Annotated in this window: 43 protein-coding genes and 1 pseudogene; 8 read left to right on the top strand and 36 right to left on the bottom strand. The window is 66.1% G+C overall.

The window, feature by feature from the left end:
• Positions 1 to 71: 71 nt before the first annotated feature.
• From KXD96_RS28515 to KXD96_RS28435, 17 genes are all read right to left on the bottom strand, one after another.
• Entirely contained in the window at positions 72 to 440 is a 369-nt protein-coding gene (locus KXD96_RS28515; protein ID WP_260742092.1) for a hypothetical protein, read from the bottom strand.
• Complete coding sequence (locus tag KXD96_RS28510; RefSeq protein WP_260742091.1) at positions 437 to 1,027, bottom strand: hypothetical protein; 591 nt, start codon at positions 1,025 to 1,027, stop codon at positions 437 to 439. The genes KXD96_RS28515 and KXD96_RS28510 overlap by 4 nt, the downstream gene beginning before the upstream one ends.
• Positions 1,024 to 1,305, bottom strand: coding sequence for a hypothetical protein (locus KXD96_RS28505; protein ID WP_260742090.1), 282 nt, complete (start codon positions 1,303 to 1,305; stop codon positions 1,024 to 1,026). Before KXD96_RS28505 ends, KXD96_RS28510 begins: the two co-directional genes overlap by 4 nt.
• Positions 1,302 to 1,502, bottom strand: a complete 201-nt coding sequence (locus tag KXD96_RS28500; protein WP_260742089.1) for a hypothetical protein — start codon at positions 1,500 to 1,502, stop codon at positions 1,302 to 1,304. The genes KXD96_RS28505 and KXD96_RS28500 overlap by 4 nt, the downstream gene beginning before the upstream one ends.
• Entirely contained in the window at positions 1,499 to 2,392 is an 894-nt protein-coding gene (locus KXD96_RS28495) for a hypothetical protein (protein WP_260745619.1), read from the bottom strand. The genes KXD96_RS28500 and KXD96_RS28495 overlap by 4 nt, the downstream gene beginning before the upstream one ends.
• 105 nt (positions 2,393 to 2,497) lie before the next feature.
• On the bottom strand, positions 2,498 to 3,232 hold the full coding sequence (locus KXD96_RS28490) for an HNH endonuclease (RefSeq protein WP_260742087.1): 735 nt from the start codon (positions 3,230 to 3,232) through the stop codon (positions 2,498 to 2,500).
• Positions 3,232 to 3,393, bottom strand: coding sequence for a hypothetical protein (locus tag KXD96_RS28485; RefSeq protein WP_260742086.1), 162 nt, complete (start codon positions 3,391 to 3,393; stop codon positions 3,232 to 3,234). The genes KXD96_RS28490 and KXD96_RS28485 overlap by 1 nt, the downstream gene beginning before the upstream one ends.
• Complete coding sequence (locus KXD96_RS28480; protein ID WP_260742085.1) at positions 3,390 to 3,956, bottom strand: phage N-6-adenine-methyltransferase; 567 nt, start codon at positions 3,954 to 3,956, stop codon at positions 3,390 to 3,392. The genes KXD96_RS28485 and KXD96_RS28480 overlap by 4 nt, the downstream gene beginning before the upstream one ends.
• Positions 3,953 to 4,204 carry a hypothetical protein gene (locus KXD96_RS28475; RefSeq protein WP_260742084.1) on the bottom strand — a complete coding sequence of 84 codons (252 nt, stop codon included), beginning with the start codon at positions 4,202 to 4,204 and terminating at the stop codon, positions 3,953 to 3,955. Before KXD96_RS28475 ends, KXD96_RS28480 begins: the two co-directional genes overlap by 4 nt.
• On the bottom strand, positions 4,204 to 4,461 hold the full coding sequence (locus KXD96_RS28470) for a hypothetical protein (RefSeq protein WP_260742083.1): 258 nt from the start codon (positions 4,459 to 4,461) through the stop codon (positions 4,204 to 4,206). Before KXD96_RS28470 ends, KXD96_RS28475 begins: the two co-directional genes overlap by 1 nt.
• A 4-nt stretch (positions 4,462 to 4,465) precedes the next feature.
• On the bottom strand, positions 4,466 to 4,783 hold the full coding sequence (locus tag KXD96_RS28465) for a hypothetical protein (RefSeq protein ID WP_260742081.1): 318 nt from the start codon (positions 4,781 to 4,783) through the stop codon (positions 4,466 to 4,468).
• Between the two features lie 252 nt (positions 4,784 to 5,035).
• Positions 5,036 to 6,154, bottom strand: a complete 1,119-nt coding sequence (locus KXD96_RS28460; RefSeq protein WP_260742080.1) for a hypothetical protein — start codon at positions 6,152 to 6,154, stop codon at positions 5,036 to 5,038.
• Entirely contained in the window at positions 6,151 to 6,324 is a 174-nt protein-coding gene (locus KXD96_RS28455; protein WP_260742078.1) for a hypothetical protein, read from the bottom strand. Before KXD96_RS28455 ends, KXD96_RS28460 begins: the two co-directional genes overlap by 4 nt.
• Positions 6,317 to 7,633 carry a hypothetical protein gene (locus tag KXD96_RS28450; protein WP_260742077.1) on the bottom strand — a complete coding sequence of 439 codons (1,317 nt, stop codon included), beginning with the start codon at positions 7,631 to 7,633 and terminating at the stop codon, positions 6,317 to 6,319. The genes KXD96_RS28455 and KXD96_RS28450 overlap by 8 nt, the downstream gene beginning before the upstream one ends.
• 85 nt (positions 7,634 to 7,718) lie before the next feature.
• Positions 7,719 to 8,006 carry a hypothetical protein gene (locus KXD96_RS28445; RefSeq protein WP_260742076.1) on the bottom strand — a complete coding sequence of 96 codons (288 nt, stop codon included), beginning with the start codon at positions 8,004 to 8,006 and terminating at the stop codon, positions 7,719 to 7,721.
• A gap of 60 nt (positions 8,007 to 8,066) precedes the next feature.
• Entirely contained in the window at positions 8,067 to 8,375 is a 309-nt protein-coding gene (locus KXD96_RS28440) for a hypothetical protein (protein WP_260742074.1), read from the bottom strand.
• Positions 8,372 to 8,542, bottom strand: a complete 171-nt coding sequence (locus KXD96_RS28435; protein ID WP_260742073.1) for a hypothetical protein — start codon at positions 8,540 to 8,542, stop codon at positions 8,372 to 8,374. Before KXD96_RS28435 ends, KXD96_RS28440 begins: the two co-directional genes overlap by 4 nt.
• A gap of 98 nt (positions 8,543 to 8,640) precedes the next feature.
• Here KXD96_RS28435 and KXD96_RS28430 point away from each other — a divergent pair, with 98 nt between their 5' ends.
• The gene (locus KXD96_RS28430) at positions 8,641 to 8,943 is read left to right on the top strand and encodes a hypothetical protein (RefSeq protein WP_260745618.1); all 303 of its coding nucleotides are present in this window, start codon (positions 8,641 to 8,643) and stop codon (positions 8,941 to 8,943) included.
• Positions 8,944 to 9,014: 71 nt separating this feature from the next.
• Here KXD96_RS28430 and KXD96_RS28425 read toward each other — a convergent pair whose 3' ends face one another.
• Entirely contained in the window at positions 9,015 to 9,230 is a 216-nt protein-coding gene (locus tag KXD96_RS28425) for a helix-turn-helix domain-containing protein (RefSeq protein ID WP_260745617.1), read from the bottom strand.
• 89 nt (positions 9,231 to 9,319) lie between these two features.
• Here KXD96_RS28425 and KXD96_RS28420 point away from each other — a divergent pair, with 89 nt between their 5' ends.
• The 7 genes from KXD96_RS28420 to KXD96_RS28395 all read left to right on the top strand — a co-directional run bounded on the left by KXD96_RS28420 (position 9,320) and on the right by KXD96_RS28395 (position 12,005).
• Positions 9,320 to 9,664: a helix-turn-helix transcriptional regulator gene (locus KXD96_RS28420; protein ID WP_260745616.1), complete on the top strand. Its 345-nt coding sequence runs from the start codon at positions 9,320 to 9,322 to the stop codon at positions 9,662 to 9,664.
• 409 nt (positions 9,665 to 10,073) lie between these two features.
• A complete protein-coding gene (locus tag KXD96_RS28415; RefSeq protein ID WP_260742147.1) occupies positions 10,074 to 10,607 on the top strand; it encodes a tyrosine-type recombinase/integrase in 534 nt (177 codons plus the stop codon).
• A gap of 39 nt (positions 10,608 to 10,646) precedes the next feature.
• On the top strand, positions 10,647 to 10,820 hold the full coding sequence (locus KXD96_RS28410) for a hypothetical protein (protein ID WP_260745615.1): 174 nt from the start codon (positions 10,647 to 10,649) through the stop codon (positions 10,818 to 10,820).
• A 50-nt stretch (positions 10,821 to 10,870) separates the two neighbouring features.
• Positions 10,871 to 11,014 (top strand): hypothetical protein, encoded by a 144-nt coding sequence (locus KXD96_RS28860; protein WP_396879045.1) that lies wholly within the window; start codon positions 10,871 to 10,873, stop codon positions 11,012 to 11,014.
• Positions 11,004 to 11,393, top strand: coding sequence for a hypothetical protein (locus KXD96_RS28405; protein WP_260745614.1), 390 nt, complete (start codon positions 11,004 to 11,006; stop codon positions 11,391 to 11,393). The genes KXD96_RS28860 and KXD96_RS28405 overlap by 11 nt, the downstream gene beginning before the upstream one ends.
• 19 nt (positions 11,394 to 11,412) lie before the next feature.
• Positions 11,413 to 11,766 carry a DUF732 domain-containing protein gene (locus KXD96_RS28400; RefSeq protein ID WP_260745613.1) on the top strand — a complete coding sequence of 118 codons (354 nt, stop codon included), beginning with the start codon at positions 11,413 to 11,415 and terminating at the stop codon, positions 11,764 to 11,766.
• 104 nt (positions 11,767 to 11,870) lie between these two features.
• Entirely contained in the window at positions 11,871 to 12,005 is a 135-nt protein-coding gene (locus KXD96_RS28395; RefSeq protein WP_260742143.1) for a hypothetical protein, read from the top strand.
• 114 nt (positions 12,006 to 12,119) lie between these two features.
• On the opposite strand, the gene KXD96_RS28390 is transcribed toward KXD96_RS28395, so the two are convergent.
• The 18 genes and pseudogenes from KXD96_RS28390 to KXD96_RS28305 all read right to left on the bottom strand — a co-directional run bounded on the left by KXD96_RS28390 (position 12,120) and on the right by KXD96_RS28305 (position 24,133).
• A complete protein-coding gene (locus KXD96_RS28390; RefSeq protein WP_260742142.1) occupies positions 12,120 to 12,500 on the bottom strand; it encodes a DUF2746 domain-containing protein in 381 nt (126 codons plus the stop codon).
• Positions 12,497 to 12,781 carry a hypothetical protein gene (locus KXD96_RS28385; RefSeq protein ID WP_260742141.1) on the bottom strand — a complete coding sequence of 95 codons (285 nt, stop codon included), beginning with the start codon at positions 12,779 to 12,781 and terminating at the stop codon, positions 12,497 to 12,499. Before KXD96_RS28385 ends, KXD96_RS28390 begins: the two co-directional genes overlap by 4 nt.
• A gap of 66 nt (positions 12,782 to 12,847) precedes the next feature.
• Entirely contained in the window at positions 12,848 to 13,021 is a 174-nt protein-coding gene (locus KXD96_RS28380) for a hypothetical protein (protein WP_260742140.1), read from the bottom strand.
• Between the two features lie 23 nt (positions 13,022 to 13,044).
• Complete coding sequence (locus tag KXD96_RS28375; protein ID WP_260745612.1) at positions 13,045 to 14,055, bottom strand: PE-PPE domain-containing protein; 1,011 nt, start codon at positions 14,053 to 14,055, stop codon at positions 13,045 to 13,047.
• Positions 14,052 to 14,411, bottom strand: coding sequence for a hypothetical protein (locus KXD96_RS28370; protein WP_260745611.1), 360 nt, complete (start codon positions 14,409 to 14,411; stop codon positions 14,052 to 14,054). Before KXD96_RS28370 ends, KXD96_RS28375 begins: the two co-directional genes overlap by 4 nt.
• A gap of 13 nt (positions 14,412 to 14,424) precedes the next feature.
• On the bottom strand, positions 14,425 to 15,516 hold the full coding sequence (locus KXD96_RS28365; protein WP_260742135.1) for a GH25 family lysozyme: 1,092 nt from the start codon (positions 15,514 to 15,516) through the stop codon (positions 14,425 to 14,427).
• Between the two features lie 63 nt (positions 15,517 to 15,579).
• The gene (locus KXD96_RS28360; RefSeq protein ID WP_260745610.1) at positions 15,580 to 16,209 is read right to left on the bottom strand and encodes a hypothetical protein; all 630 of its coding nucleotides are present in this window, start codon (positions 16,207 to 16,209) and stop codon (positions 15,580 to 15,582) included.
• Complete coding sequence (locus KXD96_RS28355; protein WP_260745609.1) at positions 16,209 to 16,745, bottom strand: hypothetical protein; 537 nt, start codon at positions 16,743 to 16,745, stop codon at positions 16,209 to 16,211. The genes KXD96_RS28360 and KXD96_RS28355 overlap by 1 nt, the downstream gene beginning before the upstream one ends.
• The gene (locus KXD96_RS28350) at positions 16,745 to 17,764 is read right to left on the bottom strand and encodes a hypothetical protein (protein ID WP_260742133.1); all 1,020 of its coding nucleotides are present in this window, start codon (positions 17,762 to 17,764) and stop codon (positions 16,745 to 16,747) included. Before KXD96_RS28350 ends, KXD96_RS28355 begins: the two co-directional genes overlap by 1 nt.
• 15 nt (positions 17,765 to 17,779) lie before the next feature.
• A complete protein-coding gene (locus KXD96_RS28345) occupies positions 17,780 to 18,454 on the bottom strand; it encodes a hypothetical protein (RefSeq protein ID WP_260745608.1) in 675 nt (224 codons plus the stop codon).
• Positions 18,454 to 18,867: a hypothetical protein gene (locus tag KXD96_RS28340; RefSeq protein ID WP_260745629.1), complete on the bottom strand. Its 414-nt coding sequence runs from the start codon at positions 18,865 to 18,867 to the stop codon at positions 18,454 to 18,456. Before KXD96_RS28340 ends, KXD96_RS28345 begins: the two co-directional genes overlap by 1 nt.
• A complete protein-coding gene (locus tag KXD96_RS28335; protein ID WP_260742131.1) occupies positions 18,864 to 19,217 on the bottom strand; it encodes a hypothetical protein in 354 nt (117 codons plus the stop codon). The genes KXD96_RS28340 and KXD96_RS28335 overlap by 4 nt, the downstream gene beginning before the upstream one ends.
• Positions 19,201 to 20,052, bottom strand: coding sequence for a hypothetical protein (locus KXD96_RS28330; RefSeq protein WP_260742130.1), 852 nt, complete (start codon positions 20,050 to 20,052; stop codon positions 19,201 to 19,203). Before KXD96_RS28330 ends, KXD96_RS28335 begins: the two co-directional genes overlap by 17 nt.
• A gap of 3 nt (positions 20,053 to 20,055) precedes the next feature.
• A complete protein-coding gene (locus KXD96_RS28325) occupies positions 20,056 to 20,538 on the bottom strand; it encodes a hypothetical protein (RefSeq protein WP_260745628.1) in 483 nt (160 codons plus the stop codon).
• Between the two features lie 50 nt (positions 20,539 to 20,588).
• Positions 20,589 to 21,034: pseudogene (locus KXD96_RS28320) on the bottom strand (PPE family protein).
• A 75-nt stretch (positions 21,035 to 21,109) separates the two neighbouring features.
• Entirely contained in the window at positions 21,110 to 23,281 is a 2,172-nt protein-coding gene (locus KXD96_RS28315; protein WP_260742128.1) for a hypothetical protein, read from the bottom strand.
• A gap of 1 nt (position 23,282) precedes the next feature.
• On the bottom strand, positions 23,283 to 23,609 hold the full coding sequence (locus tag KXD96_RS28310) for a hypothetical protein (protein ID WP_260742127.1): 327 nt from the start codon (positions 23,607 to 23,609) through the stop codon (positions 23,283 to 23,285).
• A gap of 206 nt (positions 23,610 to 23,815) precedes the next feature.
• Positions 23,816 to 24,133 carry a hypothetical protein gene (locus tag KXD96_RS28305; protein ID WP_260742126.1) on the bottom strand — a complete coding sequence of 106 codons (318 nt, stop codon included), beginning with the start codon at positions 24,131 to 24,133 and terminating at the stop codon, positions 23,816 to 23,818.
• Positions 24,134 to 24,135 lie beyond the last annotated feature (2 nt).

Raw genomic sequence — 24,135 nt, 5'->3', positions numbered from 1 at the left:
AGATCGCCTTGGCAGTCGGTGCACAGGTAGAGATCCGACTTGCGTTGACATGCCTGGCAGTTCGCCATCTGTCAGCAGAACCTTTCATCCGGGACGTACCAGTCGGGCAGGCACAATCGGCGCAGGTAGGCGGCGAAGGGGATAGCGGCGGCGTAGATGGTGCCGGACTCCCAGCGCGTCCCGGTGGAGGCGAAAACGAATTCCGGTTGGTCTTCGATGGTGAGCACGCCGTTGCAGAAGCCGTGGATGAGTTTGTCTTGGAACTCGGGCGTCAGGCCGGTCGCGGTCAGGTGCAGGCCGTCGATGATCTGGGTGGGCCGCACGATGGTCCCGGCGACGTCGTGCACTGGCGGCAACGCGAATTGGTGTTGTTCGACAGTGGCGACGGTGCGGGCGATATGTTGGCGGAAGTCTATGGACCAGACGTTGACGAGGGTCATCGTGAGGCCGCCAACTCTGCCGGCCATTGCACCGCGGCGAGGTTCGCGGTGTGCCGTTCTTTGACGTCGAATGGCATCGGGTCGCCTGCGCGGAACGCTCCGATGGCGGCGAGGACGAGCGCGTCGGCCTGGTCGTGGTCAGCTATGGGTGTGCGTGGCCACCAGGCGCGCACGGTCGTCAAGACCGCGCGTTTGTCGGCGTTGCCGTTGCCTGTCGCCCACAGTGCGCGGGTCTTGGGGGCGACTACCGCGATCGGAATGCCACGGGCCCGCAGCGTCGAATACAGGCCCCACCACAGGCCAGCTCGGTCGTGGTTGGAGGGCATGTTGGAGCCGTACGACGGGCCTTCGATCACGGCGAGGTCGACGCGTTTGGATAGCGGCAGAATTCCAAGTGGCCCTTGGAGATTGTCGTCGAGCCAGGCGATGACTGCGCGGCATTGGCTCACGATGCGGTCGGAGCGGTGGCCGTAAGTCTTGCCATTCGGTGTGCCGTGGCCGAGCGAGTGAAGTCTGGACGGGTGGCCGTCGCACAAGACTGCGATGCCGGTGCTGGTCAGCGACGGGTCGATGCCGGCGACGATCATGCGTCGCAGCTCGGGTCGTAGTGCGGTGGGTGGCATCCGGTCGCGACGTCGTAGGTTCCGCAGTTCTCGCACCGCCAGCCGTAATCGGTGTCCACCACGGCGCCTTTATCGCAGAGTGGGCATCGCTTCTCGGTTGCGGCGATGAACGCGGTGACTGCCTGGGCGAAGGTGTCCCAGCACTCGCCGACTGAGTCGTCCGAGAAGCCTGCCGTATAGTCCAGGTACCAAGCGCCGGCGCCGACGTCGTCGGTCTTGTGGATCCGGAATCGGTCGCTCACGCGCACTCTCCTCGGTGGTATTGCCAGCAGCGGCGGCAGCAGGGCGGATCTTCACGTTGAGCGCGGCGCGCGCATGAGGCGTGCATCAGTTCGTCGTCGAAGTAGTCGACGTCGTCGCCCTGGCGGATCCGGTTGTCGCCGTAGTCGCAGTCATCGCTTGCGCAGCGGCCGTCGAATCGGGCGGCGAATGTGCTCATGCGATCACGGACCAGTCGTGTTTGGTGCAGCGCGTCACGCCGTTGTCGACGTCGACCATGCCGCGGTCGTCGCAGTGCGGGCATTGGCGGATGCGTGCCCAGAATTCGGCGCGTAGTCGGGCTGTTCGGTCGGCGTGTTGGTCGTTCCAGCTGGCGCGGCGGCGGCGGTAGCCGGCGCAGGCGCCGCAGGCCGGGGGGTTCGGGTCGTTGCGGTGTGCTGGGCAGCTTTCGGGTGGGGGCTCGTTCGGGTCGGTTCCGCGTGGTTCGTCGGCGTTGGGATTTTCGGCGGGCAGCTCCCCAACTTGAGAACTACCCAAGGTGAGTGATCCAGATCCAGATCCATATCCCTGGGGTTCGCGAAGGGTTTCGGAACGGTTTAACGGTTCCGAAACGGTTGCGGGAATCGTTCCGGAAGGGTTCTGTTCGGTTTCGGAACCGTTGAACGGTTCAGGAACGGTTTCCGGTTCGATCTGGTCCGCGATCCGATCAGCCTCAGCCTTCCGGAGGCGCCGCAATTCCCGCGCCAGCTCGCGCCGGATCTTCTCGGACGCAACCATTCCGGCACACCGCAACGCGTTCTTGAGGATGTTCGGATACCGCACCACGTCGCAGTGCCGCATATACGAGCGGATGAACAGCTCGTCGGTGTCCTCGTCGACGAACACGAACCGGTGCTGCTCGAGCACCTTCAGGTCCGCGGTGAAGTCCTCGGCGGTGAAGGTGTCGCAGCCCTTGGTCCACTTGGCGACCTGCAGCGGCTGGACTCCGGCCCGGTCGAGTTCCTTCTGGCTGATCAGCTGGGCGTAGGTCGCCTGGGCGGTGCGCGGGAGCGCCCGGAATTCCTTGTCCCGCCAGATCGATTCCTTGAGGACGCCGGCCGCGTTAGCCATCGAGTAGTGCCTCCGCTTCTGCGATGACGGCGTCGGCGCGCTGCCGTGCCGATTCGGTGGTGTTCTTCCAGCCGGAGCCGACCAGATAAAGGCAGCCGGCGTGTTCTACGGCGCACGCGGGGTCTCCGCAGTGCGGATCGACGCCATGGCGGCACGCTGGCGATGGGGCGCGTCCCAGAACGTGGTCGAGAACGTCGCCGCCGCACCACTGTTTGGCGAATTCGAGGGCGTCCGCTTCGTGATCGCGGATCTCCTCGGCGGTCCAGCGGGTGGTGAGAAGTGGCGGCGCTGCCGGGGCGCGTTTTCTGCCGTGCTGACGATCTCGTGGGCTCGGTCTTGCAGCTGGCGTATCCGTTTCCAGCAGCAGCCGCAGAAGTAGGCCCAGCGGTCGTCGAGGCCGCGTTTGCGCCGGGCCGTGTCGACGAGGTAAAGCAACGTGTCTTGGGTCAGTCCGGCGCGAATGAACGTCACTACGCTCGACGGCCAATCGTTCGGGATCCAGTACGGTTTCCACGCGTCGTAGACAGCGTCGAGGATGCGTTCGATGGCATCATCTTCGGCCGCGATCTCGTCGGCGGCCTGACGCATCGCTGCGGCCCAGCGCATGGCGTCTCCGGCGACGTCAGTGACGAGCGCGGCATCGGCCGGCACCGAGGACTTCCCGCTGTTGCAGTCGCTGCAAGCAGTGACGAGGTTGGTGGACTCGTCGCTGCCGCCCAGGGCTTCTGGGATGACGTGGTCGACCGTCAGCTTGACGTCCGGTGCGGTTGCTCCGCAGTAGCGGCAGGCGTGGTTGTCGCGACGCAGGATCTCGAATCGAAGTCGTTTCGATACGGCCATCAGCTGGCGCTCTCCTCCTCGCGTGGCGTTGCGGTGCAGTCGGCGCGGTGCTTGTTGTGCACGGCGTGGTAGTAGCCGCAGCCCACGCAGAAGCCCCGGCGGTCGGTCGCGGCGGCGAACACCTGCGCCCAACGATCACGCGGCTTCGACTCCTTGCTCATATGGGTGCCTCGAAATTGAGCTGGTCTTGTTGGGTCCACGCGAGCGATGAGCTATCGAGCCGCCATGTCACCAGGCAACAGCCGAACGGCGGCCGCTCGTTAGGGCCGATAGCGGCGCGGCCGGGGGCGATGAAACGCATTCGACCGGGCAGGAACAGAACGGAGAGCGGCGATCCGGGCCGGTCGCGATACGGTTCGACCATCTGCTGCCACCAGCCCTGCTCGGTCCTGTTGGCCGGCAACAGCATCGCGACGCCGTCGGTTCGCTCGTGTTCGCGCCATGCTTTTTCGACCCAGTGACCGATGCGTGAATACGGCGGGTTGCACCAGACACGTTCGCCGGCCCAGGACTGTGCGAGCCCGTTGTCGGAGTGGATGAAGTAGCGGGCGCATTTGGCGTTATGGGCTGCGGCGGCGACGTCGAGGGTGAACGGGCCAAGTGATTTGTCGAAGCGCGCGAAGTCCTCGGGGGTGGTGGCGCGGTCGTCGATCGCATCGTCGGCGCCGCCGCGTGCCGCCAGCTGCTGACGGTGGTTACGAGCTTGAAACCGAACGAGGCTCATGCGTCTGCGAATAGTCCGATGATGCGGGCTGCGGCGGTGGTGACGTCTTGGATCGTTGGGAGGGCGTCGAGCATCCGCTGCTGCAGCTCGGCCGGCGGGACGACCTGCAGGTGCAGCGCGGTTCGGTCAGCCTCCGCGTCGTATTCGGCTGCGACGGCCCGGTAGAACGCGCCGAACTGGTCGGGGCCGACGATGTTGTCGGGATCGAATTGGCGATGGTCGCCGCGGTAGTGCAGCTGGTCAGCCATCAGCAGCGGCACCCGTCGTCGGGGTCGGACGTGCGCGCGTCGATGACGGCTTGGCGGACGAAACAGTCCTTGGCTTCCAACAGTTTCCGCAGGCCGGTGGTCAGCTCCGGGCCGTCGTCCAGGTGGTCGGCCATGCGTTGAGCCAGTGCAGCGGGGAAACCGCTGACGTCCCACAAGTGCTGCGGCAGGTGGTCGTAGGCGAACAGGTCGAGCAGGTGCTGTGTCGCCGGGTGCCGGTTGCATTCGTTGGTGGCCATGCGGCTACTCGCCTTCGATGCCGTTGTGGCTGAATTCGGGGTCGAATTCGTTGAGGCCGTCACCGTTGTCGGCGTCGTGGTCCTGGTGCTCGTCGTCGACGGCATCGGGATTCACGTCGCCAGCTTCGTCGAACAGGCCGGGCTGGTCGTCGTCGGTGCTGGGTGGCTGCTTGCCCGCTTCCCAGCACGCCTGAATCGTGAGGGTGCGGGTGTAGCGCATTTCGCCGTCTTTGCGTTCGATCGGGCCGTGTTCGGCGGTGCAGCGGGCCCGCACGATGTAGGTGCGGACTTCACCGACAGCGGGGGTTCTTCCATCGCGCACGGGGTGCTGCCGAAACCCAGGTAGGCGGCGGGGGTGTCGAGCAGGTCGTCGGGGATGTTGTCGAGCGCGTTGGTGGAGGGCAGGTCTTGGGGCTTGTCGGTCACGAGCATGGGGGTGGGTTCCTTTCGGTGCGTGGGCTATTGGGGTTTGGTCGGGCCGCGCAGGTCAGGCCTCTCCCGCTAGGAGTTGGACGGGGTCGTGGGTCTGCCTTGGCGGAGTACGGAACGCGTTGACGCGGCCCGAGGTCTGCGCTCACTGCTGCGCGTCTTGCGCCTGCGCGGTTTCGAGGACGTCGATGAGCACGTGGGCTTCGGCTTTCGATAGGTCTTTGTTGGAGCCGACCAGGCGGCCGATGTTCACGTTCACCCATTGGAACCAGTCGGCGCGGCCTTCGTCGGTGTCGGCGTAGCCCTCACGCTGGCGTAGGATCGAGAGCTTCTGCAGCTGTGCTTTGGTGATGCCTTCGTCGGCGCTCGGCTCAGGCTGGGCCTGGGCTTCGTCGCCGAGCAGGTCATCCTGCTGCGGCTCGTCTGCCTGCGCCGTGTCCGCTTTTCCGGCCTCGTTCGAGTGGGGCTCAGGTTCGTCGTCGAGCAGCTCGTCGACGTCGTTGACCACCGCGGCCGCTGGCTTGGTCTCTGCCTTGGTGGCGGCGACCTTGCGTGGCTGTCGGCGGCGTTGCGCGGTCGTTCCGGCGGCGCGTGGCAGCGCGGGCCGCATGTCCTCGGGCAGCTCGTCGAGCGCGGCCATGTCGCCGCCTTCGATGACCACCGCGTCGATCAGGTCCTCGGCGATCGACGCGCCGGCCAGCACTTCGGGGAACATGCGCCGGCACATCCGCGATGACGCGCGAGCGACGAGCTTGTCGGCAGGGTAGCCGCCCAGGTCGATCTTGGCTTTGCGGGCGTTCTCCTCGGTGAAGGTGAAGGTCTGCCATTTGGATTCGTCGTCGACGTGTTCGCGGCGGCGGCCCTTGATCACCGCGCGGCTGTCGGTGGTCTCGACGAACTTGATTTCGTGGCCGGCTTCGATGATGCGGCGGCGCATCAGCTCTGCGGAGTAGCCGACTTTGCCGTTGATGACGTGCATGTGGCCGAGGCCGTCGAGAGGGTCGATGGCCATCTCGAAGCTGCGCATCATCGCGGCGGCGACTTCAGCGGGCTTGCCCTGCATGGATTTCGGTACGAACGTGGTCTTGGCGAGCACGTTGGCGACCTGCTCGGTCTTGATGAACAGATCCAGCCATTCACGGAGGCGTTCACCTTTGCTGATCTGGCCGGCGGGGACGCGTGCCAAGGTGCCGTCCCATGGTGCGGGTTGCTGGCTGGCGAACAGCTCGCGGGGGACGTCGTTGCGTGTGGCGAGTTCGGTCATCTCGTGATCTCCTCGATTTGTACGATGGGCTGGCAGCCGTATTCGCTTGCTTCTCTTGATCGTCTGGCGACGTCGGCGATCAACTGCGCTTCGTCAAAGCTGAGCGCCATGTCGAATGTTGTTTCGTCGTCGCATCCAGAAACGGTGATGCGGTGGGTCATCTCAGGCATCTATATCGACGTCCTCGAAGACGATGCGGGCGGTGGATGGGTTGGGGTCGTCGGGTTCTAGTGCTGCGCCGACGAGGTCGCGGGAGCTGTTGACGATGTCCCGCATCGCTGCGGCGATCCGGAAGGACTTCATCTGTTCGGGGCCGCTCGTGCAAGGAATGAGTTGCGCGTCATCGGAACTGATGAGGATTGCGCCGCAGCCTTCGACCTCGATCATGGGTTGTTCTTTGCCGTCGGTGTCGAGGTAGAAGTCGGCGTAGCGGTATGCCGCCAGCTGCAACGCGGTTTCGCCGAAGATGCCTTTCTCGTTGGTTTTCGCGTCCAGCAGCAGCCGTCGGCGCTGCTTCTGGTGGGTGACCTCGGCGACGAGGTCGAGGGTGCCGGCGTAGCCGTACCGGTAGGAGACGATGGTGGCTTCGACGAGGATCGGATCGACCTCGAACTTGTCGAGGAACCTGACGTATGCCTCGACGTGGCCGCGGAGTTCGTCCGGAATTCCTTGGATCTGTTCGCCTTTCACCAACCGCTCGGCGTAGCCGTGGACTTCGGTGCCGCGTTTCTTCGCTTTGTCGGTGACCGCGTAACGGGCACCTTGAAGCTGCTTGAGTCGCGCGGACGGCTGCAGTTCGGTCAGCTGATCCCAGTTGTCGACGGCGTACTCGGCGGTGGCGTTGGCCGCCCAGTTGATCAGCGCGGGTTTAGGTACGCCGTCGCCGAGCATCGTTGTGACACCGGGGATTCGGTGGCCATTGGCATCTTTGTAGTAGTGGCCTTCGGCGGTCTCGATCCGGCGCACCGGGCCGGTGAATTTGGCGCTCATGCCGCTCCGATCGTGATGGCGTAGGTCTCCCAACTGGCCGGGCAGTACTGACGGGCTTTGTCGAAGTGGCCGGCGATCTTCCCGACCGGGGTGCGGTGCACGCGGGTCCAGCAGACGGGACAGAGACGGCGGACGTGGCGGCTCATGCGGCGACCGTCCCGACGAGCCCCTTGGCCCGCTGCAGCAACGTCTTGGCGTCGTCGACGGTGGTGGAGGGTGGTCGTTGTATTCGACGATGCTGTGGCCGTGGAAGCGGCCGGGCAGCGCGTAGCGGGCGCAGGCGAGCGCGGCGTCGCGGATCTGCTCGGTGCGTGACGCTGCGGTGATCGCGGCGACGATGCAGAAGCATCCCCAGTTGCCGATGCGCTCGATGGCGTTGCCTTTGGGTAGGTGCGGGCCGACGAGCGTCCGGGCGGCCTCGAGCGCCTCGATGATCTCGATCGGCTCCGGCGGCACCAGCGCGGGCGCCGCGTACAACAGGTTCTTCATCGGGCCACCGACCCGAGTAGCGCGTATCCGAAGATCAGCCCGAACACGACGACCCAGAACGCCCACGGGCCAAGCCACGAGTCGTTCATGCTGCGGCCGCTGCGATATCAGCGCGCCACGCAGCCAGCTCGCCGGCCACCTGGTCCGGGAAGTCTCTGCGGACCAGGAACAGTGCGATGTCCAGCGTGGTCGACAGGATCGACGGGAACGCTTCAACGGCGTGGCCAGTGACGACACGTTGGGCGTAGATGCGGTCACACATGTCGATGAAGCGGTGCATGTCGGCGTCGAACAATGCTTGGTCGTCGCCCGCTCGGCGTTGCCGCCATTTCCGCAGGATTCGTTTGGGGCCGGTTAGAATCGGTGCACTCACAGGGATTGGGTTCCTTTCCGTGGGTTTGGCCCGTGCCGGCTCTCCTCCGGCGCGGGCCGCTTACTTAGCGGGGTGCTTGGGGGAACGGTCTGCGGGGCAGTCCCAGACGTGGAAGCCGGGAACCGGGGGATTGCAGTTGCAGACCGGCGGCAGGCCGAGCGCCAACGAGTTCTGCTGCTGCAGCAGGTTCCGGATGTCTTCGAGCTGCGCGCGGATCACGCCGAGGTGATCAGACATCTCGTCGAGCAACGTCAGCTCGGCGTCCGGGCGCCGGCGGCGCTCCTCCCAGATCGCGTCAGCGGCCGGATAGGCGATGTGCGCGAGGGCGTCGAAGCCAGCGGCGGCGAGCGTGCGGAGCGCGTTGATCACGACACCGCTCCGCTCACGAGCGCGAGGGCACGCTCCACCGGCGACAGCGCGCCCAGGTGGCAGGCCCGGCACAGGCAGTCATTCGGAAACGACGGCGTCCGGAACGGTTTCGAGCAGCGGTCACAGATCCCCGAGAACGTCTTGACGACCGTGACGGGGGCGGTCACCGCGCACCGCCTTGGGCGTGGCCGGGCCCGACTTCCCCAGCCGGGCCCGGCCGTTCTCCTACGCTCTGGTTGTCCAGACCGAGAGAAGGAGAAGCATCTTGACTGTTCCCACCCCCGACGAGGCCCGACAGGGAATGCGGGCCCTCTTGAACCACGTTCCGGAGACGATGCCGGCGACTCACAGCGTCTTGTATCTGCTTGAGTCCCTGCGCTCCGTCCGTGGTGACGAAGGTGATATATCCATCGAGAAACTCCACCAAGTTGTGAGCAAGTTCGCGGCGACGTTCTCCATCTGCGTCCAGACCTTGGAGAACCGGATCGAGCGACTCGAAGGACGTCCCGGAATCAATGACTCCACCTGGGAGGCGATCATGGTCGAGTTCGGCTTGCTGAGCGGCTAGCTCCTCGCGGACGATCTCGCGCACACGCTCCTCCGTGAGGTACGCGAGGCCGGGGAAGTTGTAGGAGCCGCTCACGACGCGGCCTCGGCGAACGCTTCGACGTCGGCCTTATTGATTCGGTAGCTACGGCCGCCCGGGACGCGGACCGCAGGCAACTTTCCCTCGCGGATCCACCGCTGCACAGTGCGGTCGGTGGTGCGGTAGTGGGCTGCTACTTCGGCGACGGTAAGGAACGGGTTGGGGTTGGCAAGGTCGGGCCGATTAACATCGGGTGAGCCGATATCCATAGGCTAGAAGGTATCGGTTTAGCCGATATTGTGTCAACGTTCTCATACGGCATGTCGCAAAGCGACGTTTATGTCCTATAGTCATGCCTATGAGCATCACGGTTACTACCGAGGTCGACCCGAAGAAGCGGGCGACCAGCTTGATTGGAGAACGGGTGCACACGTTGATGTGGCGCGCCGGCCGTACGCAAAAGCAGCTCGCCGCGATCCTCGAAGTGGGCCAGGGATCAGTGTCGGATCGACTCCGAGGCAAGACGGAATGGTCGGCGATCGACATCGCCGTGACGGCCGCATGGCTAGGAGTGCGACCCGAAGACCTCATGCCCGAAGTCGAGCTGTTCCCCGGCGACGGTGACGACGGCGGTGCGGCTGGTGCCCCCACCAGGACTCGAACCTGGGACCTGCGGATTAATAGTCGGATTAAAGCAGCATGAGTTACGGAAAATTAGCCCTGACAGCAAACTCTAAGCGTGCCGCGACATAACTGTGATGGAAACGGTATCTGAGTTGAGACGAACTGGTGATTTAGTGTGCGCCGTGACAATTACACATCCGTTAATAGAGGCCTGGCAGCTCTGGCAGCTTGCAGCACGCAGGGCAGATGTGACAGTCAACGAACGGATACGGGTTGTCTCCTTATTCGCTGAAGAAACGGGCTGCTCTCCGGTTGCCGCCCAGCCAATTGACATTATTGGCTGGCTGGCGCGTCACAGTGAATGGTCGCCAGCAACTGCAGCAACTTACCACAGTTATTTGCGGGCATGGTTCAAATGGCTTTGCATAATGGACCACCGCGCCGATGACCCGATGGTCAAATTAGCGTCCCCACGATACCCGGACCGGGTGCCACGCCCTGTCACCGACGACGACCTCGTGCGCCTCCTCGTCACGCCGATGCACCACCGCACCCGCGTGATGATCCTCCTCGCGGCACTCGGCGGCCTGCGCGTCGCGGAGATCTCCCGGGTGCGCGGCGAGGATATCGACCTCTCAAAGCCCGCGATCCACGTTCTAGGTAAGGGGAAGCGCAGTGCGTGGCTGCCGCTGCACACTCTGCTGGTCGACGCCGCGCTGACGATGCCGACCCGGGGTTGGTGGTTCCCTGCGAACTCGCGCCGCCCGGGCGACCATGTGCACTCGAAGTCGGTCAGCGACATCATCGGCAACGCGATGCGCCGCGCTGGTGCGCGCGGTACCCCGCATGGACTGCGGCACTGGTACGGCACAACACTTCTCGACGACGGAGCTGACCTACGCACGGTGCAAGAACTGCTGCGTCACCGTTCCTTGGCGACCACGCAGATCTACACGCGGGTGACCGACGAACGCCGTAGCGAAGCGGTCGGGCGCCTCGACCCCTTCCGCGGCGCGGCGTAGTTACTCGCGCGTACAACAGGAAGGAAATACGATCCCGCCATGAAGACCCACGCAATCATCCTGACCGGCGTAATAGCCTTGGCAGGAGTGCCATTGACGACAGGCTGCGGCGGCGGCGCTCGCGCCGACAACCAGGCAGACGGCCAATACCTGGAAGACCTTGACGCCAGAGGTGTGCCCACCGGGGTTACCAACGGTGCACCCCTGAATTAGGGCACGCCGTTTGCAAGGACCTCGACGCTGGATCAGACGCCGGGAGCAAAGTGTTGCAGGTCGCCAACTTTCAGCTCGGCCATAAGCCTCAGTTCACCGTCATGCAAGCCGAGGAAGTCGTCTACTGGGCAGTCACCGACCTCTGTCCCACGCATTCGTCCCAGTTAAGGGAGTCGTGGCGCGATGGAAACTGAGGAGACCGCGGCGTGGGATGACGACGGCGCTGGCGGCGCGGAGACAACGATCGTGCCGCCGGCCGCGACGGAAGCGGCGCCCGAGTTGGCGTGGTCGCTCGACGACGGCTTAGACGAAGACGACGACGAGCAGCAGCGGTACTCGTGGGGAGACGTTGCCGAACGCGCTAGCATCGTCTTGCTGATTGCCGTCGCTATCGCCATCAGCATCGGCCTTCTCACGTGGTTCGGCTTCTGGATCTACGGCCAGGTGAAACCTGTACCAATGCCGCCGGGGCTTCAGCCCCCGGTGCAGCGGCGACGATGCCCGCTGCGGCGCTTCCACCGGTGGCGCCGGCGCCAGACGTACCCCTCGTTGCGCGCCGGGACACAACAGTGATCCCGGCTGCCTGCCGGTTGTGGCCGCGCCCGCGCCCGCGCCGTCAACGGTGACGGTCACACCGCCAGCGCCCCCGCCGCCGACGGTGACCGTGCAAGCCGCGCCGCCAGCTGCCCCCGTAGCCGCGCCGCCGCCAGACGCCGACCAGATCTTCCGCCAAGGAACACTCGGCATCCCCGGCATACGGATCATCAACTGGGACGTCGCCGAAGCCGGAGCCCGCAGCATCTGCAGCGGTTTCGCCCACGGCATGACCCGCGCCCAGGTCATCGACGCAGTGCAACGTAACGACCCCACCTTCACCCCGGCGCAAACATCGGGGATGGTCAACGTCGCGTTGGCCGCCTACTGCCCACAATACGAAGGGAACTGAGCCAGTGCGACGTATCGCGGTAGGTCTTGCGTTGGCGGTCTGCGCCGTAGCGGGGCTGGTGTCACCGGCCTGGTGTGGATCGAGTTGCGCCACACCGCGCGGCCATGAGCGCGGCGCTGTACGTCATCGTGTGGTCGACGGCGTTCCAGCTCGCGTGGCTGGTCCTGACCGCCGTCGCCGTGCTGGCCTGGCAGCGCGACGACACCCCCGAGGTCGACATATTCGATAGCTGCTGGTGATCTAAAACCAGCCCAGCAGCGTCGCCAGGATCGCCGCCATAATCGCGGCGGCAACGATCCATCCGGCCACCACGATCGCGGTGGCGTGCTCAGCCGCCCTCACCGACGGCGCACCTACCGGCCCGTCTTGCCTTCGGCGACGCGACGCTCCAGCGCAGTCAAGTCCTTGCGCAGGCCGCGCACATCGCCGGACAGGCCGCTGATGTCGGCCCGCACCAGGCGCACGTCGTCGCCGAGGTCGCTGACCATCCGCAACGCGGCGGTGAGATCGTCGCGCAGGTTGGTGGTGTGCCCGTTGGTGACCTGGTTCTTGATCTCGCCGAGCAGCTGTTGGCGCTCTTCGAGTAGCTGCTGGTTGAAGTCGACCAGCGTGGTGCTCTCGGTTTGGTGTTTGGTGGCCGCGCTCGTCGAGCGGGCGGTGACGTGGGCGATGAGTGTCGCACCGGCTACCGACGCGATCGGGGAGATGGTGGCGGCCGCGAGTTGCCAGTTCACGAGCCGTGTCCGATCCGATCCTTGGCGACCACGGTCGGTACGTTGCTTGCGGTGCCGTTGTCGCGGCCGGGCCCGATGCACGCGCATGCGACCGACTTGAGCAGCGAAGCGAACGCGCCCAGGGCGGCCGCCGAGGCCAGCAAATACCAGGGCACGTCACTGAGGTAGTGGGCGTGCGCGGCGCCGAGCACGGTGCCGGCGCCGATCGCGGCCGCGCCGGTGGCGTTCTCGCCGGCGTGCCAGACCCATGTCCAGCCGGGCCGCTTCCAATTGATGACCAATGCAACGCCTTTCGTGAATGTAGGTCCGGGGCCGCAATGCTGCGGCCCTGGACCTACGCGGGAAGATCACGCGGACAGGAAAGCCTGGGTGTCCTTGAGTGCCTTGTCGATGGTCTCGAGAACCGTCTTGACCTTGGCGGGCTCGCCGGGGATCTCCTCGGCGAGGGCCACCAGGGCGTCGAGCTCGGTGATCGCGGTCTCGACGGTCTGCTTGAGCTGGGTCGGGTCGATGTTGGGCATGATGGTGTTTCCTTTCGAGGGTGTTATGCCCGTGCGGGCGTGAGGGTGGCGATCGACTGCAGGAAACCCACGGCGTCAGCGACGAGATTCCTGTAGCCCGGGATCTCTCCCAGGTAAGAGATGTGCGGCGCGGTGGGCCCTCCCGGCGCGGCCAGGAACTGCAGGCCGAGCACCGCCGCGGCGACGTCGGCGTCCACCCCGGTCGCGGTGCTCAGGTCGCTGACCCCGATCAGGTCAGTCAGGAACGAGATCCCCGCCATGACACCCATGTCGAGCAGCCCCTGCATCCCGCCGGCCAGCCCCTTGAGCAGACCTGAGTCCGCGACGATCTGCTCCAGGTCTTTGACCATGTCCTGCAGGAACAGCACGCCGTTGTTCATCTGCGCTTGCGTGGCCGTGGTGTAGACGTCGGTCATGATCTTGCCGACCGCGCCGACGGGCACCATCGCATACATGTCGTTGCCGGCGTCGCCGCCGGCCTTGGAGTGCACGTAGTCGGCCCATACGGTGCGGCCGTTGATCGTCGGCAGGGACGGCATGTTGACGTTGGAGATGCCGCGCCAGCGCGCGCCGGGGTTGCCGATGCCGGGTGCGACCGCGCCGGCCATGCGTCGCGGGTTGCCGAAGGTGATGCCGCCGATGAAGTTCGGCGCGAACTGTTCGAGCTGGCCGCCGGGCGCTAACGCCATCTGCACCATCGCGGCCAGCTCGCCGCCCTGGCTGTAGCCGATGACGCTCCAGGTGCGGTTGGGGTTGTCGGCCAGCCAGTTTCCGGTCCAGTCGAAACCGTCGTCGATGGACTGCTGGTAGCTCGGTGCGTTGGCCGCGCCGCCGATGAACCCGAACGTCGCCGGGTACGGGCACGGGACTTCTTCACACAAGGTGTCGTCGACGTACTGGGCGAGCCCGTTGACGACGTCGGAGGGGTACTGGACCAGCCCGGCGCCCCAGGTGCCGTTGTAGGTGATGATGGCGTGGCGGACCAGCTTCACGCCCGCGATGTTCGCGGCGAGCGACGCCCACGAAGCGCTCACGCCGGGGGCTGCTTCGGGTTGGGGAACGCCGTGGTGGGCCGCCCGGCCGCGCGGCGCTGCTCGATGACGAACTCCATCAGCTCGTGCAGGATGAACCGAGGGTCGCGCACGATGCCGTCGGAGAACTTCCACGTCCACGAGATTTGGTCGCCGATGGGGACGATCTGCTCGAACGCGTCGAAGTGGCCGGCGTATTCGACGCCGTTGTGCTCGCTGGCCCATTCCTGTTTGTCGGGGTTGCCGACGATGGCGTCGGGGCCTTGCGGGTAGCGCGAGCACACGATCCGCCACATTTCCGGGTCGCCGTCGGCGTTGACGCCGGAGATGTCGGCCTGCAAGCTGTTGGGGTCGGCCATGATCGGTTTCCTTTCAGGCGATCGGGTTTGAGTAGCCGGGCAGTTTGAGCGCTTCGCCGATCACGCCGAGCGCTTCGACCGGGGTGTTGTTATTCAGGAACGGGTAGCGGGAAAACCACTGGTCCCACAGGGTGCTGACTTGGCCGGCCTGGTCGGCTGGCTTCGGGATCGCCGGATTCGGCGGTGATGCGGGGGCTGGTACGGGCGGTTGAGTCACGGCTGCTCCTGTGAATAGTTGGGCGAGCTGATCTGGTGTGCCTTTGAAGGCGTTGCAGTCCACCGACAGCCCGGCGATGTTGGCCCGGTCGGTGAACTGCCAACACGTCGGGGTGACGCCGCCGTAGGCGTTCCAGCCGGAGCCTCCGTCGCCGCCGCAGTTGGCGTAAATCTGTGACGCATAACCAGATCCGCCCGGGTAAGCCGAGGAGACCAGCGCGCCGGCCTGGGTGAGGTCGCCGCCCCCGACCTCGTCGTAATACCAGCGCGGGCAGTAACCGACACCCACGTTGACGCCAGCAGCGTTGAAGCCGTTCGCCACGGCGTAGTAGTTGGCCAGGTCACCGCCGTTGGCTTCCCAGTCGAACATCGCGTTGGGCAGCCCACCAGCGCCCAGATAGGTCTGCGCCTGCGAGCCGGGGCTGTTGGTGGTCACATAGTGATAGCCCAAGCACGGGATACCCGCGGCCTGACAGGCTTCGAGGACCACCGGCCAGAACGGATCCTCGTAGTAGTCGCCCTCGGAGACCTTGTGGCACATGCCCGAGAACCCTTGCGCCGCCAGCTGGTTGACGAAGTCGATCGCGTCCTGGTCGGTGTTCCAGTTGTTGTTCGAGCAATCCGGGTAGAACAGGGTGCCCGCGGGCGCGTCGGCCTTCGCCAGCGGGGCCGACAGCGTCAGGCGACGGCCAACGCCGGGCGCTTCAGCCCAGTGGCTTATGTGCGCGAGCCGCGGCGTGTAGCGCAGATGGCTGTCGCGTTCGCGGCGCACCTCCCACACCATGCGCGCAGCGCCCGTGGCCGGATGCGGGCGCACCACAGCGGCCGCGACCGCCCCGGGCTGGTAACGGACTTCGCCGACAAGATCAGGTTCGCCGGTGGGTTTCATGCTGGATTCCTTTGCGCGAGTGGGATTTTGAAACTGATTTGCCCGTAACGGATTTACGGGCGGTTAGGACAGAACGAGTCCAGCGCCGGCCCAGTCGGTGCCGGTCGCGGCTGCGAATGTGGCCGATGCTGCGGCGTCTGAGATGACCAGGCCGGTGTAACTACCCTCGGCGCCGTTGTAGCGTGTGTTGCCGCCGCTGGGTGAGCTGAATACGCCGCCGCCGACGTTGGCGCCGCACCCGAAGCCATGCAGGATCAGTTGCCCCGCGGCGCAAGTCAGTGCCTGCGAGGCGTTGCCTGATCCGTATGCTTCGACCGGGGTGCCGATACTGGTGACGTTGTTGTAGGACACCGAGTTGCCGACGAAGTAGGTGCCACCGTTCATCGACACTGCAAGGGTCTGGGCGCCTCCCGTCACCGATGGCAGGTAGAACACGCTCAGCGCGCCCAGGCCGGAGTTGTTGTTGAAGTAGTACGGGCCCAGCAGTGTCATCGCGTGGCCGCCGTAGGTGGCCGACGTGGCGGCTTTACCGGAGTCGCAGGCAACCAGCCCGAACACCCACGCGCCGGCCTTGGCGTTGTGCGACCAGGAGCCCGACGTGGAGAGGCTGGCCTTACCGGCGCCCAACGCGTCGAAAGACGGCGCCACAGTGGGGGCCTGATGCGCCAGCAGGAGGTTCCGCGCGGCGAACACTAGTAGGTGAAGCCCTGCACGAAAGAGCCGAACCAGTCGGTGCCATCGCTGATGAACGTGAGAATGTCCATCTGGCCGGCGCGGGGGGTGATCGTCGGCGCGGTCCCCCCGGCCCACTTCACACCGGTGAACGTGGCCGAACCCGCGCCGGTCGTGGACGGCTGCTTGAGCAACAGCACAAATGACAGCCCGGCGCCGACCGCAGGCATCGTGAACGTGCACGCCGTCGACGCGGTCAGCGTCGCGGTGAGCACCGTGCCGGACGCGATGTCCAGCGTGTACGCCGAGGACACGACGCCGATCGCCGTCACGCCTTCGGTGTAGCCGTCGATGGTCGGCGCGGATAGCGTTTTGCCGGAAAGGGTTTGGGTGTCGGTGGTGCCGACCACAGCCCCGCCCGGCGCGGCGACGGTCGTCATCGCCGCGGCCCCGTTGCCCACCACAAGCCCCGACAGCGACGCCGCCCCGGTACCCCCGTTCGCGACTGGGAGGACCCCCTGCGCCTGTTCGGGCAGGTTGACTTTCGTGCCGGTCATCAGAACCAGTAGGTGATCTCGAGCCGGTCAGTCGCGGCCGGCGCCAGGGCCATCGTGATCGCGTTGCCGGTGATGGTGTAGTCGTTGCCCGAACCCGCTTGCAGCAGAATGCCGTTCAAGAACAGCATCTCCGACCCGGAGATCGGGGTGTTGGCTGTGGTGAACGCGGTGTTGGAGCCGTTGAGCGAGCCGGTCGGTGTCTCGCGGTTCGCCAAACTGGACGGCGCCAGGTAGTCGGTGCCCGCGACCGCGGCGGATGCGGCGGTCCCGTTGCCCTTCATGATCCCGGTGACGGTGGTCTCGATCGAGATGGCCGGGCTCGTGGTCGGATTGGCGATCGAGGCGTTGAAGCCGTTGGTGTTGGTCACCGACAGCGACGTGACCCCGGAGCCGAGCGGGAACTCCTGCCACTGCATCGTGGTGGTGCCGTAGGTGAACCCGGTGTCCGGCGACGACGGGGTGGACACCCAGAACGCGGTGCCCTTGTAGTCGGTGCCTGCCTCGACGAGCACGAACGCGCCTGCCGGGCTGATGGTGCCGGACAGGTCGGCCGCGCGGGACACCGAGATGTTGGTGGCGATTGCGGTGACCGTGTAGAGGCCGTTGGCGGCCTCGTTGGTGCCCAGGCCGCTGGCTACCGCCGTGCCGGTGCCAGAGGCTGCGGGGGCGGTGGGGATCAGGATCGTGTCGCCCACGGCGACGGTGACGCCGTCGATCGTGGTGCCGTTGATCGTGGTCACCGAACCGCTGGCGATGGTGAAGGTTTCCGCGCCGGTGCAGCAGGCTTGCGCGGTGGCCTTCATCGAGAAGCCCGCCAGCATCCCCTGCACCTGGCCGAGGTTCACCGCGTCGCTGGACGCAACACCATTGGCGACGCTGGTCAGCTGATGGCCGCCCATCGACTGCGCGCCGGTGAACGCGTTCGTGCCGGCCGCGACGATGACCGACGAGTCGACCTCGGTGGCGGTGACCGTCCCGGCCTGAACCTGGGTCGATGCATTGATTTTCTGCTGTCCCACAATGATTGCCCTTTCTTATGCGATCAGGTAGTCCACAGTGATCACGTCAGCGCCCAAGGGTGCTGTGGTGAAAATGATGCTGGGCGTGCTCTCCGAGTAGCCCAGGCCGCGTTCCTCGCGTAACCCGTTGCGGTACACCCGTGTTGAGCCGGACTGGAAGTTGTTCGCGCAGGTGAACACGGTCGTCGACCCGTTCGGTGTCCCGGCGGGGATCTCCCCGAACACCGAGACGCCGGTGCCGGCTATGCCGTCGGTACCCGGCGCTCCTGGTGTGACGACCAGGATGGAGACGTTCCCGTTGGGCATCGTGAGCGGAACAGTCCCGGCGCCGGCCGGTGTCGAGCCTGCGTTGTAGACGACGATGGTGCCGTTGACCGGCACCAGCTTCACGGTGTCCGGGGTGCCTAATCCGCCCGGCACGGTGAGAACGCAACGCCACAACGCGTTCTCGGGAACCTGGTCGATCATTGTGTGCGGCATGTAGCAGACGGCGTGGTTGGCGCTGATCTCGGCGTCGGCGGTGATGACGCCGTCCGCCCACAAGTAGACCTCGAGGGTCAGCGCCACGCCCGGCGCATAGTCGACGGGGTTGCCGTCGGCGTCTTGGTTCTGAAAATCCACGACCAGGTCTTGGCCGACGACGACCGGCAGCTCATAGATCTTCGCGCCCGGCGTGAACAGAAGCGCCATCAGGAAATCAGCTCCCGCACATAGCGCGACGCCTCGAAGTCCGCGGCAGAGGCCACGTGCACACCGCCGTGGCCGCGATGGTGAAACAGACAAAGCCACATCAGGTTCGCCGCAGACTCCACCCACGCGCCGACCTTGTCGGGGTCGGAGATCCCCGGGTAGTCCTGCTCTAACCAGACGAGGTCGATGCCGTTTTGCAGCGCGAACTCGACATGGGCGTGGTGCAGCTCAAGCGGCCCGCGGCAGTCGCTGTAATCGCCGCGGTGCTCACCGATCACGCACTTGGCTGTCTTGTGGGTGCGCCGCCGGTAAGCCTCGAAATCCTTATAGTGCGGGTCGGTTTCGCGTGGCTCGTGCGCCGGGTAGTGAACGGTGTAATGGTTGGTGACCGGCCGTGAATGATGCTCGGTCATTCGACGCTCCGATTGGCGATGTGCGCGACCAGATCGTAAGTCTTTGTGTCGAGCACGAATTCATCGGATTGGATCTTGCGCAGCTCGGCCAGGATGGCGTCGGTGCGCTTGGCTGACTTCGCCGCGACATACGCCAAAGCGGGTTGGGTGACCGCGCTGTAGATCGTCAAGACGTAGAGCAGCCAAAAGCCGTGCGGGTCTAGGCCCGGGTCGACGACGAGCTCGATTAGGACCATCAGCGACGCCGCGAGCAGCGTGTGCCACACCCCGGGCGCGCTGCAGAACCAGCGGTTGAACAGCTCGAGGAGCCGGGTCAACCACTTGTTGATCCGGTTAAGCAGCCGGCGCATCGTCGACCTCGGTCTTGCGTCGCCGCGGCGCTTTGGCCATCACGGGGCCGGTGTTCAGCAGCTGCAGATCCGCGGCGAGCCGCTCGAAGTCCACGCCCGTGGGGCTCTTGTCGCCGGTGAACATCTCCTGGGTGAGCGCGACGGCGGTGACGGTGTTGTAGGCGCGGTAGAACGGGGCGGTGATGCCGCCGTGGCCGCCCCAGGTGAACAGGCCGCCCTCGGTGCGGCTGGCAGCATCCACAACCGGGATGTAGTGCCCACCCTCGATCGCGTGCCTGCCGGGCACCAGGTGCCACGCTTGGCCGGCCTCGAACTGCGCGTCGCAGTAGTCGGGCACCTGGATACCGATGCCGACACCGGAGGGGAACAGCGACAGCGCGATGAGCAGCTCGTCGAAGTCGCCGACGGTCAGCCCGGCGTAGGCGACGATCGTGTGCCGGTTGCCGTCGGCGTCGACCAGCCCGGTGTTCTTGCGGTAGTCGTAGAGTTCGTGAACGTCGGTGCCCTGGTCGGTGGGGTTGGGCGGCGCGTAGGGGTCGTCAAGCTCGGGGCCCGGCTGGTATCCGGTGATCGCGCTGTAGTTCTCGACGGCGCTTTGGTCGGTGAAGTTGACCGTGACGCCGCGCAGCGCGTTGGCCAGCCGCACTTCCTCGATGCTGCCCGCGATGGCGCAGTCGCCGATGCGGTCGTTGCAGAACATCTGCGGTTGGATCAGATCGCTGTGTCCCAGCGGGAATTTCAGCGACTCGACGCTGGGCAGATCCGGGGTGTAGTAGTCGGCGAGCCGGACGGCCGGCTGCACGGCCACGGGCTTGAGTCCGCGCTTGTATTTCACCTTTTATCCTCCTGACGGTGGGCGGGGTACGAATCGGACGACCGCCCCGTATTCGGGTGGGGGCCGTTGCTGTTTGGGCGGTGTGCCGCCGCCGGGCATGGGCGCGGGCAGCGGTACCGCGATGGCTGTCTGCTCGGCTGGCAGTGCCCGCACCGCGGCGGCGGCTGGTTGGTCGCGGCGATCGGGTTGGGTCGCCCAGCTCGGCGCCGAGAGCCGGCCGAGCCGCCCAGCAGTCCCGCTGGAGGCGGCAGCGGGCGGCGCGCTGGGCGTGGCCGGCGTCTGCGGCGGGAAGGTCACGCTGGCTTCGGCCGCCGCCGATAACCGGTTGAGCGCCTGCGTGATCGGGCTCGCGGGTGAGGCGACCGCCCACAAGACGTTGAACATCGACAGCAGCGAGATCGGCACCTCGTAGGGACCCGACGACAGGAACGCCTGCAGGTACTGGTTGGCCAGGTCACCCAGGCTGCTGCCGAGCAGACCGGACACGGCCGCCCCGCTGCTGCTGCCGCTGCCCGGGGTGCTCGGGCCGCCGTTCGTTACTTGCGGCGCCGCGTCGAACTGCGGCAGGCCCCGGTGGCGGCCGCTGACGCCGCCTGGTATTCGGCCATCGCCGCGACGTCTTGGGCCCACATTTCGGCGTAGGCGGCCTCGAGCGCCATGATCGCCGCGGTGTTCTGGCCGAGCAGGTTGGTGGCGACCAGGGCGGCCAGCTGGGCGCGGTTGGCGGCCACCAGCGGGGCGGCACGCTCGCCGCGCGAGCTGCCTCGAAAGCAGCTGCCGCCGAGCGTGCTTGGCTAGCGGTCCGCTCGGCCTGGACGGCTGTGGAGGCCAGCCAGGACGCATACGAGGTCGACGCGCTCAGCATCGCGATCGAGGAAGGACCAGTCCATACGGCACAGACGGCGGCCGTTATGCAGCGCCACGACACGGCTGTAGCTGTCAGCTCCGACGCTAGATGGTCCCACCAGGTTGCGGCCATCATGAGCGGGCAGCTGCCCGCCCCGGTGTAGATGCGGGCCGAGTTGATCTCGGGCGGCAGCCACCAAAAGTCCATCGGTCATGTGGGGGTGATGACGAGCGCGAACGACCGATCGTCTTGGCGCCCATACAGGGTGGTGATATGCACCCTCACCGGGACTGACAGGTTGCTGATGCCGCCGGTGAGCCAACCGGTGCACAGCGTGTCGGTGACACTGGTCGCCACCACGCTGACGGTGGAGTCGAAGGGCACGAACTTGGCCGCCACGATGGTGTCGCCGGTGCCGGCCAGGTATTGCGTCCAGTCCAGTGTGTAGTCGAGCACCGAGTCGACGGCTTGCGCCCACTGCTGGGCGGGCAGCCCGTAGGTTGCGGCGGTGGCAACCGTGGCTGGCACAACCCAGGTGCGCATCGGCGAGGGCACATGCGAGCGGTAGTCGGTGATCGCGGCCGCCGCTCCGAAGAATTCGACCGGCTGCGACGCCCCGATCTGCACCACGGCCGGGGACAGATTGACGCCCACCACACCCCAGTTCGGGGTGTTGGTCGGGGTGGTGCCGTTGGAAGTCATCAACGCTACCGGTGTGACACTGAAGTCCCCGGGCCCGTCGCCGAGCAGCAGGATCTGCTCAGCTGCGGTAGTGGACACCACGGCGCGTTTGGCCTGGGTGAGTTCGTTGGCCGCCACGGACGTCAGCGTGGGTGCGGCAGCGAGGTTTTCCGAGGACTCGTAGGTGAAGGTGTTGGCTTGCGGTTCGATCGCGTGCACCGACACCACACGCGCGGCCGGCACCGTCGACTCCACCGTCACCGGGCTGACGTAGGAGCCGTTGGCCACCGCGGTATCGAAGCCCGAAACGTTGGCGTAGGACGCCGAGTTCGCCGCGATGTTCGCCGGTGCTGAGCTGTTCAGCTCGATGGTCTGGGTGCCGGTCGGTCCGCCGATGAGCCCGAACAGGAACAGCGACGGCGAATAGGAGTAGACCGTGGTCGTCGTCGCCACACGGGTGAACCAGATGAACACGAAGATGAACAGGATCAGTTCGACCTCTTGCTCGCTATAGGTCGTTTTGGTGGTCGTGTAGGCGTAATCGCCGGCCACCCCCAGCGGTGTCATCGCAGTAGTGCCGACTTGGGCGGCCAAGCTCGCACCCGACGGCAACCCGGCGACGCTGGCCGCCACCAGCACGCAGTTGCCGGCGATGTCATGAGACCACGACCGGGTGCTGCCCAACCCGGAATCTCCGGCACCCACGGCATCGAAAGCCACGCCCTGCCCGATCAGCCCGACACCGATGCCCGCCCACTGGTCGGTGCTGTCGACCGGGGCGGTGGTGGCGAACTCGACGCTCCCGGCGCCGTCGGCATCACCGATGAGTAGCGGGTTGATCGACGACGTGCCAGCCATGCTGGCGCGCACGGTCTGGTTGTAGATCCCGGCCGCGGTGTTGGTGACCGGCGGTGTCGCCGCGGTCCCGGCGCCCCCGGTGTCGGTGTAGGTCGAACCGGAGGAGACTGTGGCCACGAGGACGTCTTCACCGCCCGCTGTGGCGCCGCGGTAGATCTTGGTCGCCGTCGCGCCCAGCGGCAGCGTCCATGCGAGCGCCGCCGACGAGGTGGAGCCGGTGAGGGTGGCGTGCACCTCGTTGGAGGCGACCGTCTCGCCCGCCGCGTCGACCGCTGTAACAACCCAGTAGTAGTCGCCAGCCGCGAATGTGCCGCCAGTCGTGGACGGGGTGACCGTCAGCCCCGACGGCGGCAGGATCTCATCGAGGCGGGCCCCGGCGACAGCAGGCTTGCAGGAGAAGGCGTTGAAGAACATGGCGGCGGTCGCTGAGGGAACAATGAGGTTCGCCGCGCCGACCTGTCCGGTGGCGGTGACCGCGTCGCCGACCTCGGCCACCCCGGAATAGGCGGCCGATGCCAGCGACAGGGTGCCGGCCCCCAGGTTGGTGTCCAGGGCGGCCTGCACCGTCTGCGGCCCGGTCGGCGGGTCGACGAGTTCGTAGAACTTCAACATGCAGGTGTCGCTAGCGAAACCGATTTCACCGTCGGTGATTTCAGTCATGGTTTGGGCGCCGAACGTCACGGTGAACGCCGCGCTGGACGCGTCTTGGGCGCCGGCCCAATAGACCGCAGCAAGCGCGACACGGTTAGGTGCGCTGGCGCCGACGTTGTGGGTGTGCGACGTAGAACCCAGCGTGGTCAGGTCCGCGTGCGAGCTGGCCGACGAGTCGAACAGGACTGCCATGTCAGGACGCCAGCCCAGCGCCAGCCAGATTGCATGTGGTCAAGGTGACGACGTCGCCGTATGCGACGACGACGTTCGGCGTCACAGGCAGCGTGAACCAGCAGATCGCGTTGGGGTCGTCCTCGAAGCCGTCCCACAGGCTGATCGCGGTGAGGTCTTCGCCCTGGGTGGCGATGATCGTCCACGAAGGCCCGGTGCCGGACAGTTGCGCGGCGGCATTAGCGGTGGTCATACCGATTTGCAGCCGGTTGGTTTCGGCGGCCGGGTTGGATTTGCCGTCGCTGCCGGGGCTGCCACCTGCGTGCAGTTGCGCGCACAGGGTGGACACGTTCAGCGACGTGTTGTTCAGTATCGCCTCAAGAACGAGTTGCGCGGCCGCGGGGTCATCCCGTAGCTGTTAGACATCAAACCCCTCCTAGTGGTGGTGATGCGTTGCGTTCCATAGCCATTCGATGAGCACGCCGAGCAGCACAGCGGCGCCGAGCGTCCAGGCGGACGTGACCAAGTCGCTGACCGCTGCGCTCATGGCTGCTCCTATGTGGTTGCGGTGATCGGTGTGCTGGCAGCCGATGTCGTTGTTGCTCCATCGGATTGGCTGGTGACGGTCACGACGAAGGTGTAGGCGTGGCCTTCGATGAGGTCGACCACGGTCAACGCGACGGTCCCGTCGGTGATCACCGGATCACCCGACAGCGCCGCCGCCGCGCTGGCGTCCGCGGTGATGTCGGTTTGGGTGACGGTGTAGCTGTAGGGCACGCTTGCCGTATTCGGCTGCGGGAAGATGATCGAGGCGGCCAGCCCCGACTTTGCGGCCACCGTCGGGGCGGTCATCATGAACCCGGGAATCGCCATGT

Origin of the sequence: Mycobacterium sp. SMC-2 (assembly GCF_025263485.1) — a bacterium.
Lineage (GTDB): Bacteria > Actinomycetota > Actinomycetes > Mycobacteriales > Mycobacteriaceae > Mycobacterium.
The sequence above is the reverse complement of the archived record's forward strand: the minus strand, read 5'-3'. Positions and strand labels throughout refer to the sequence as shown.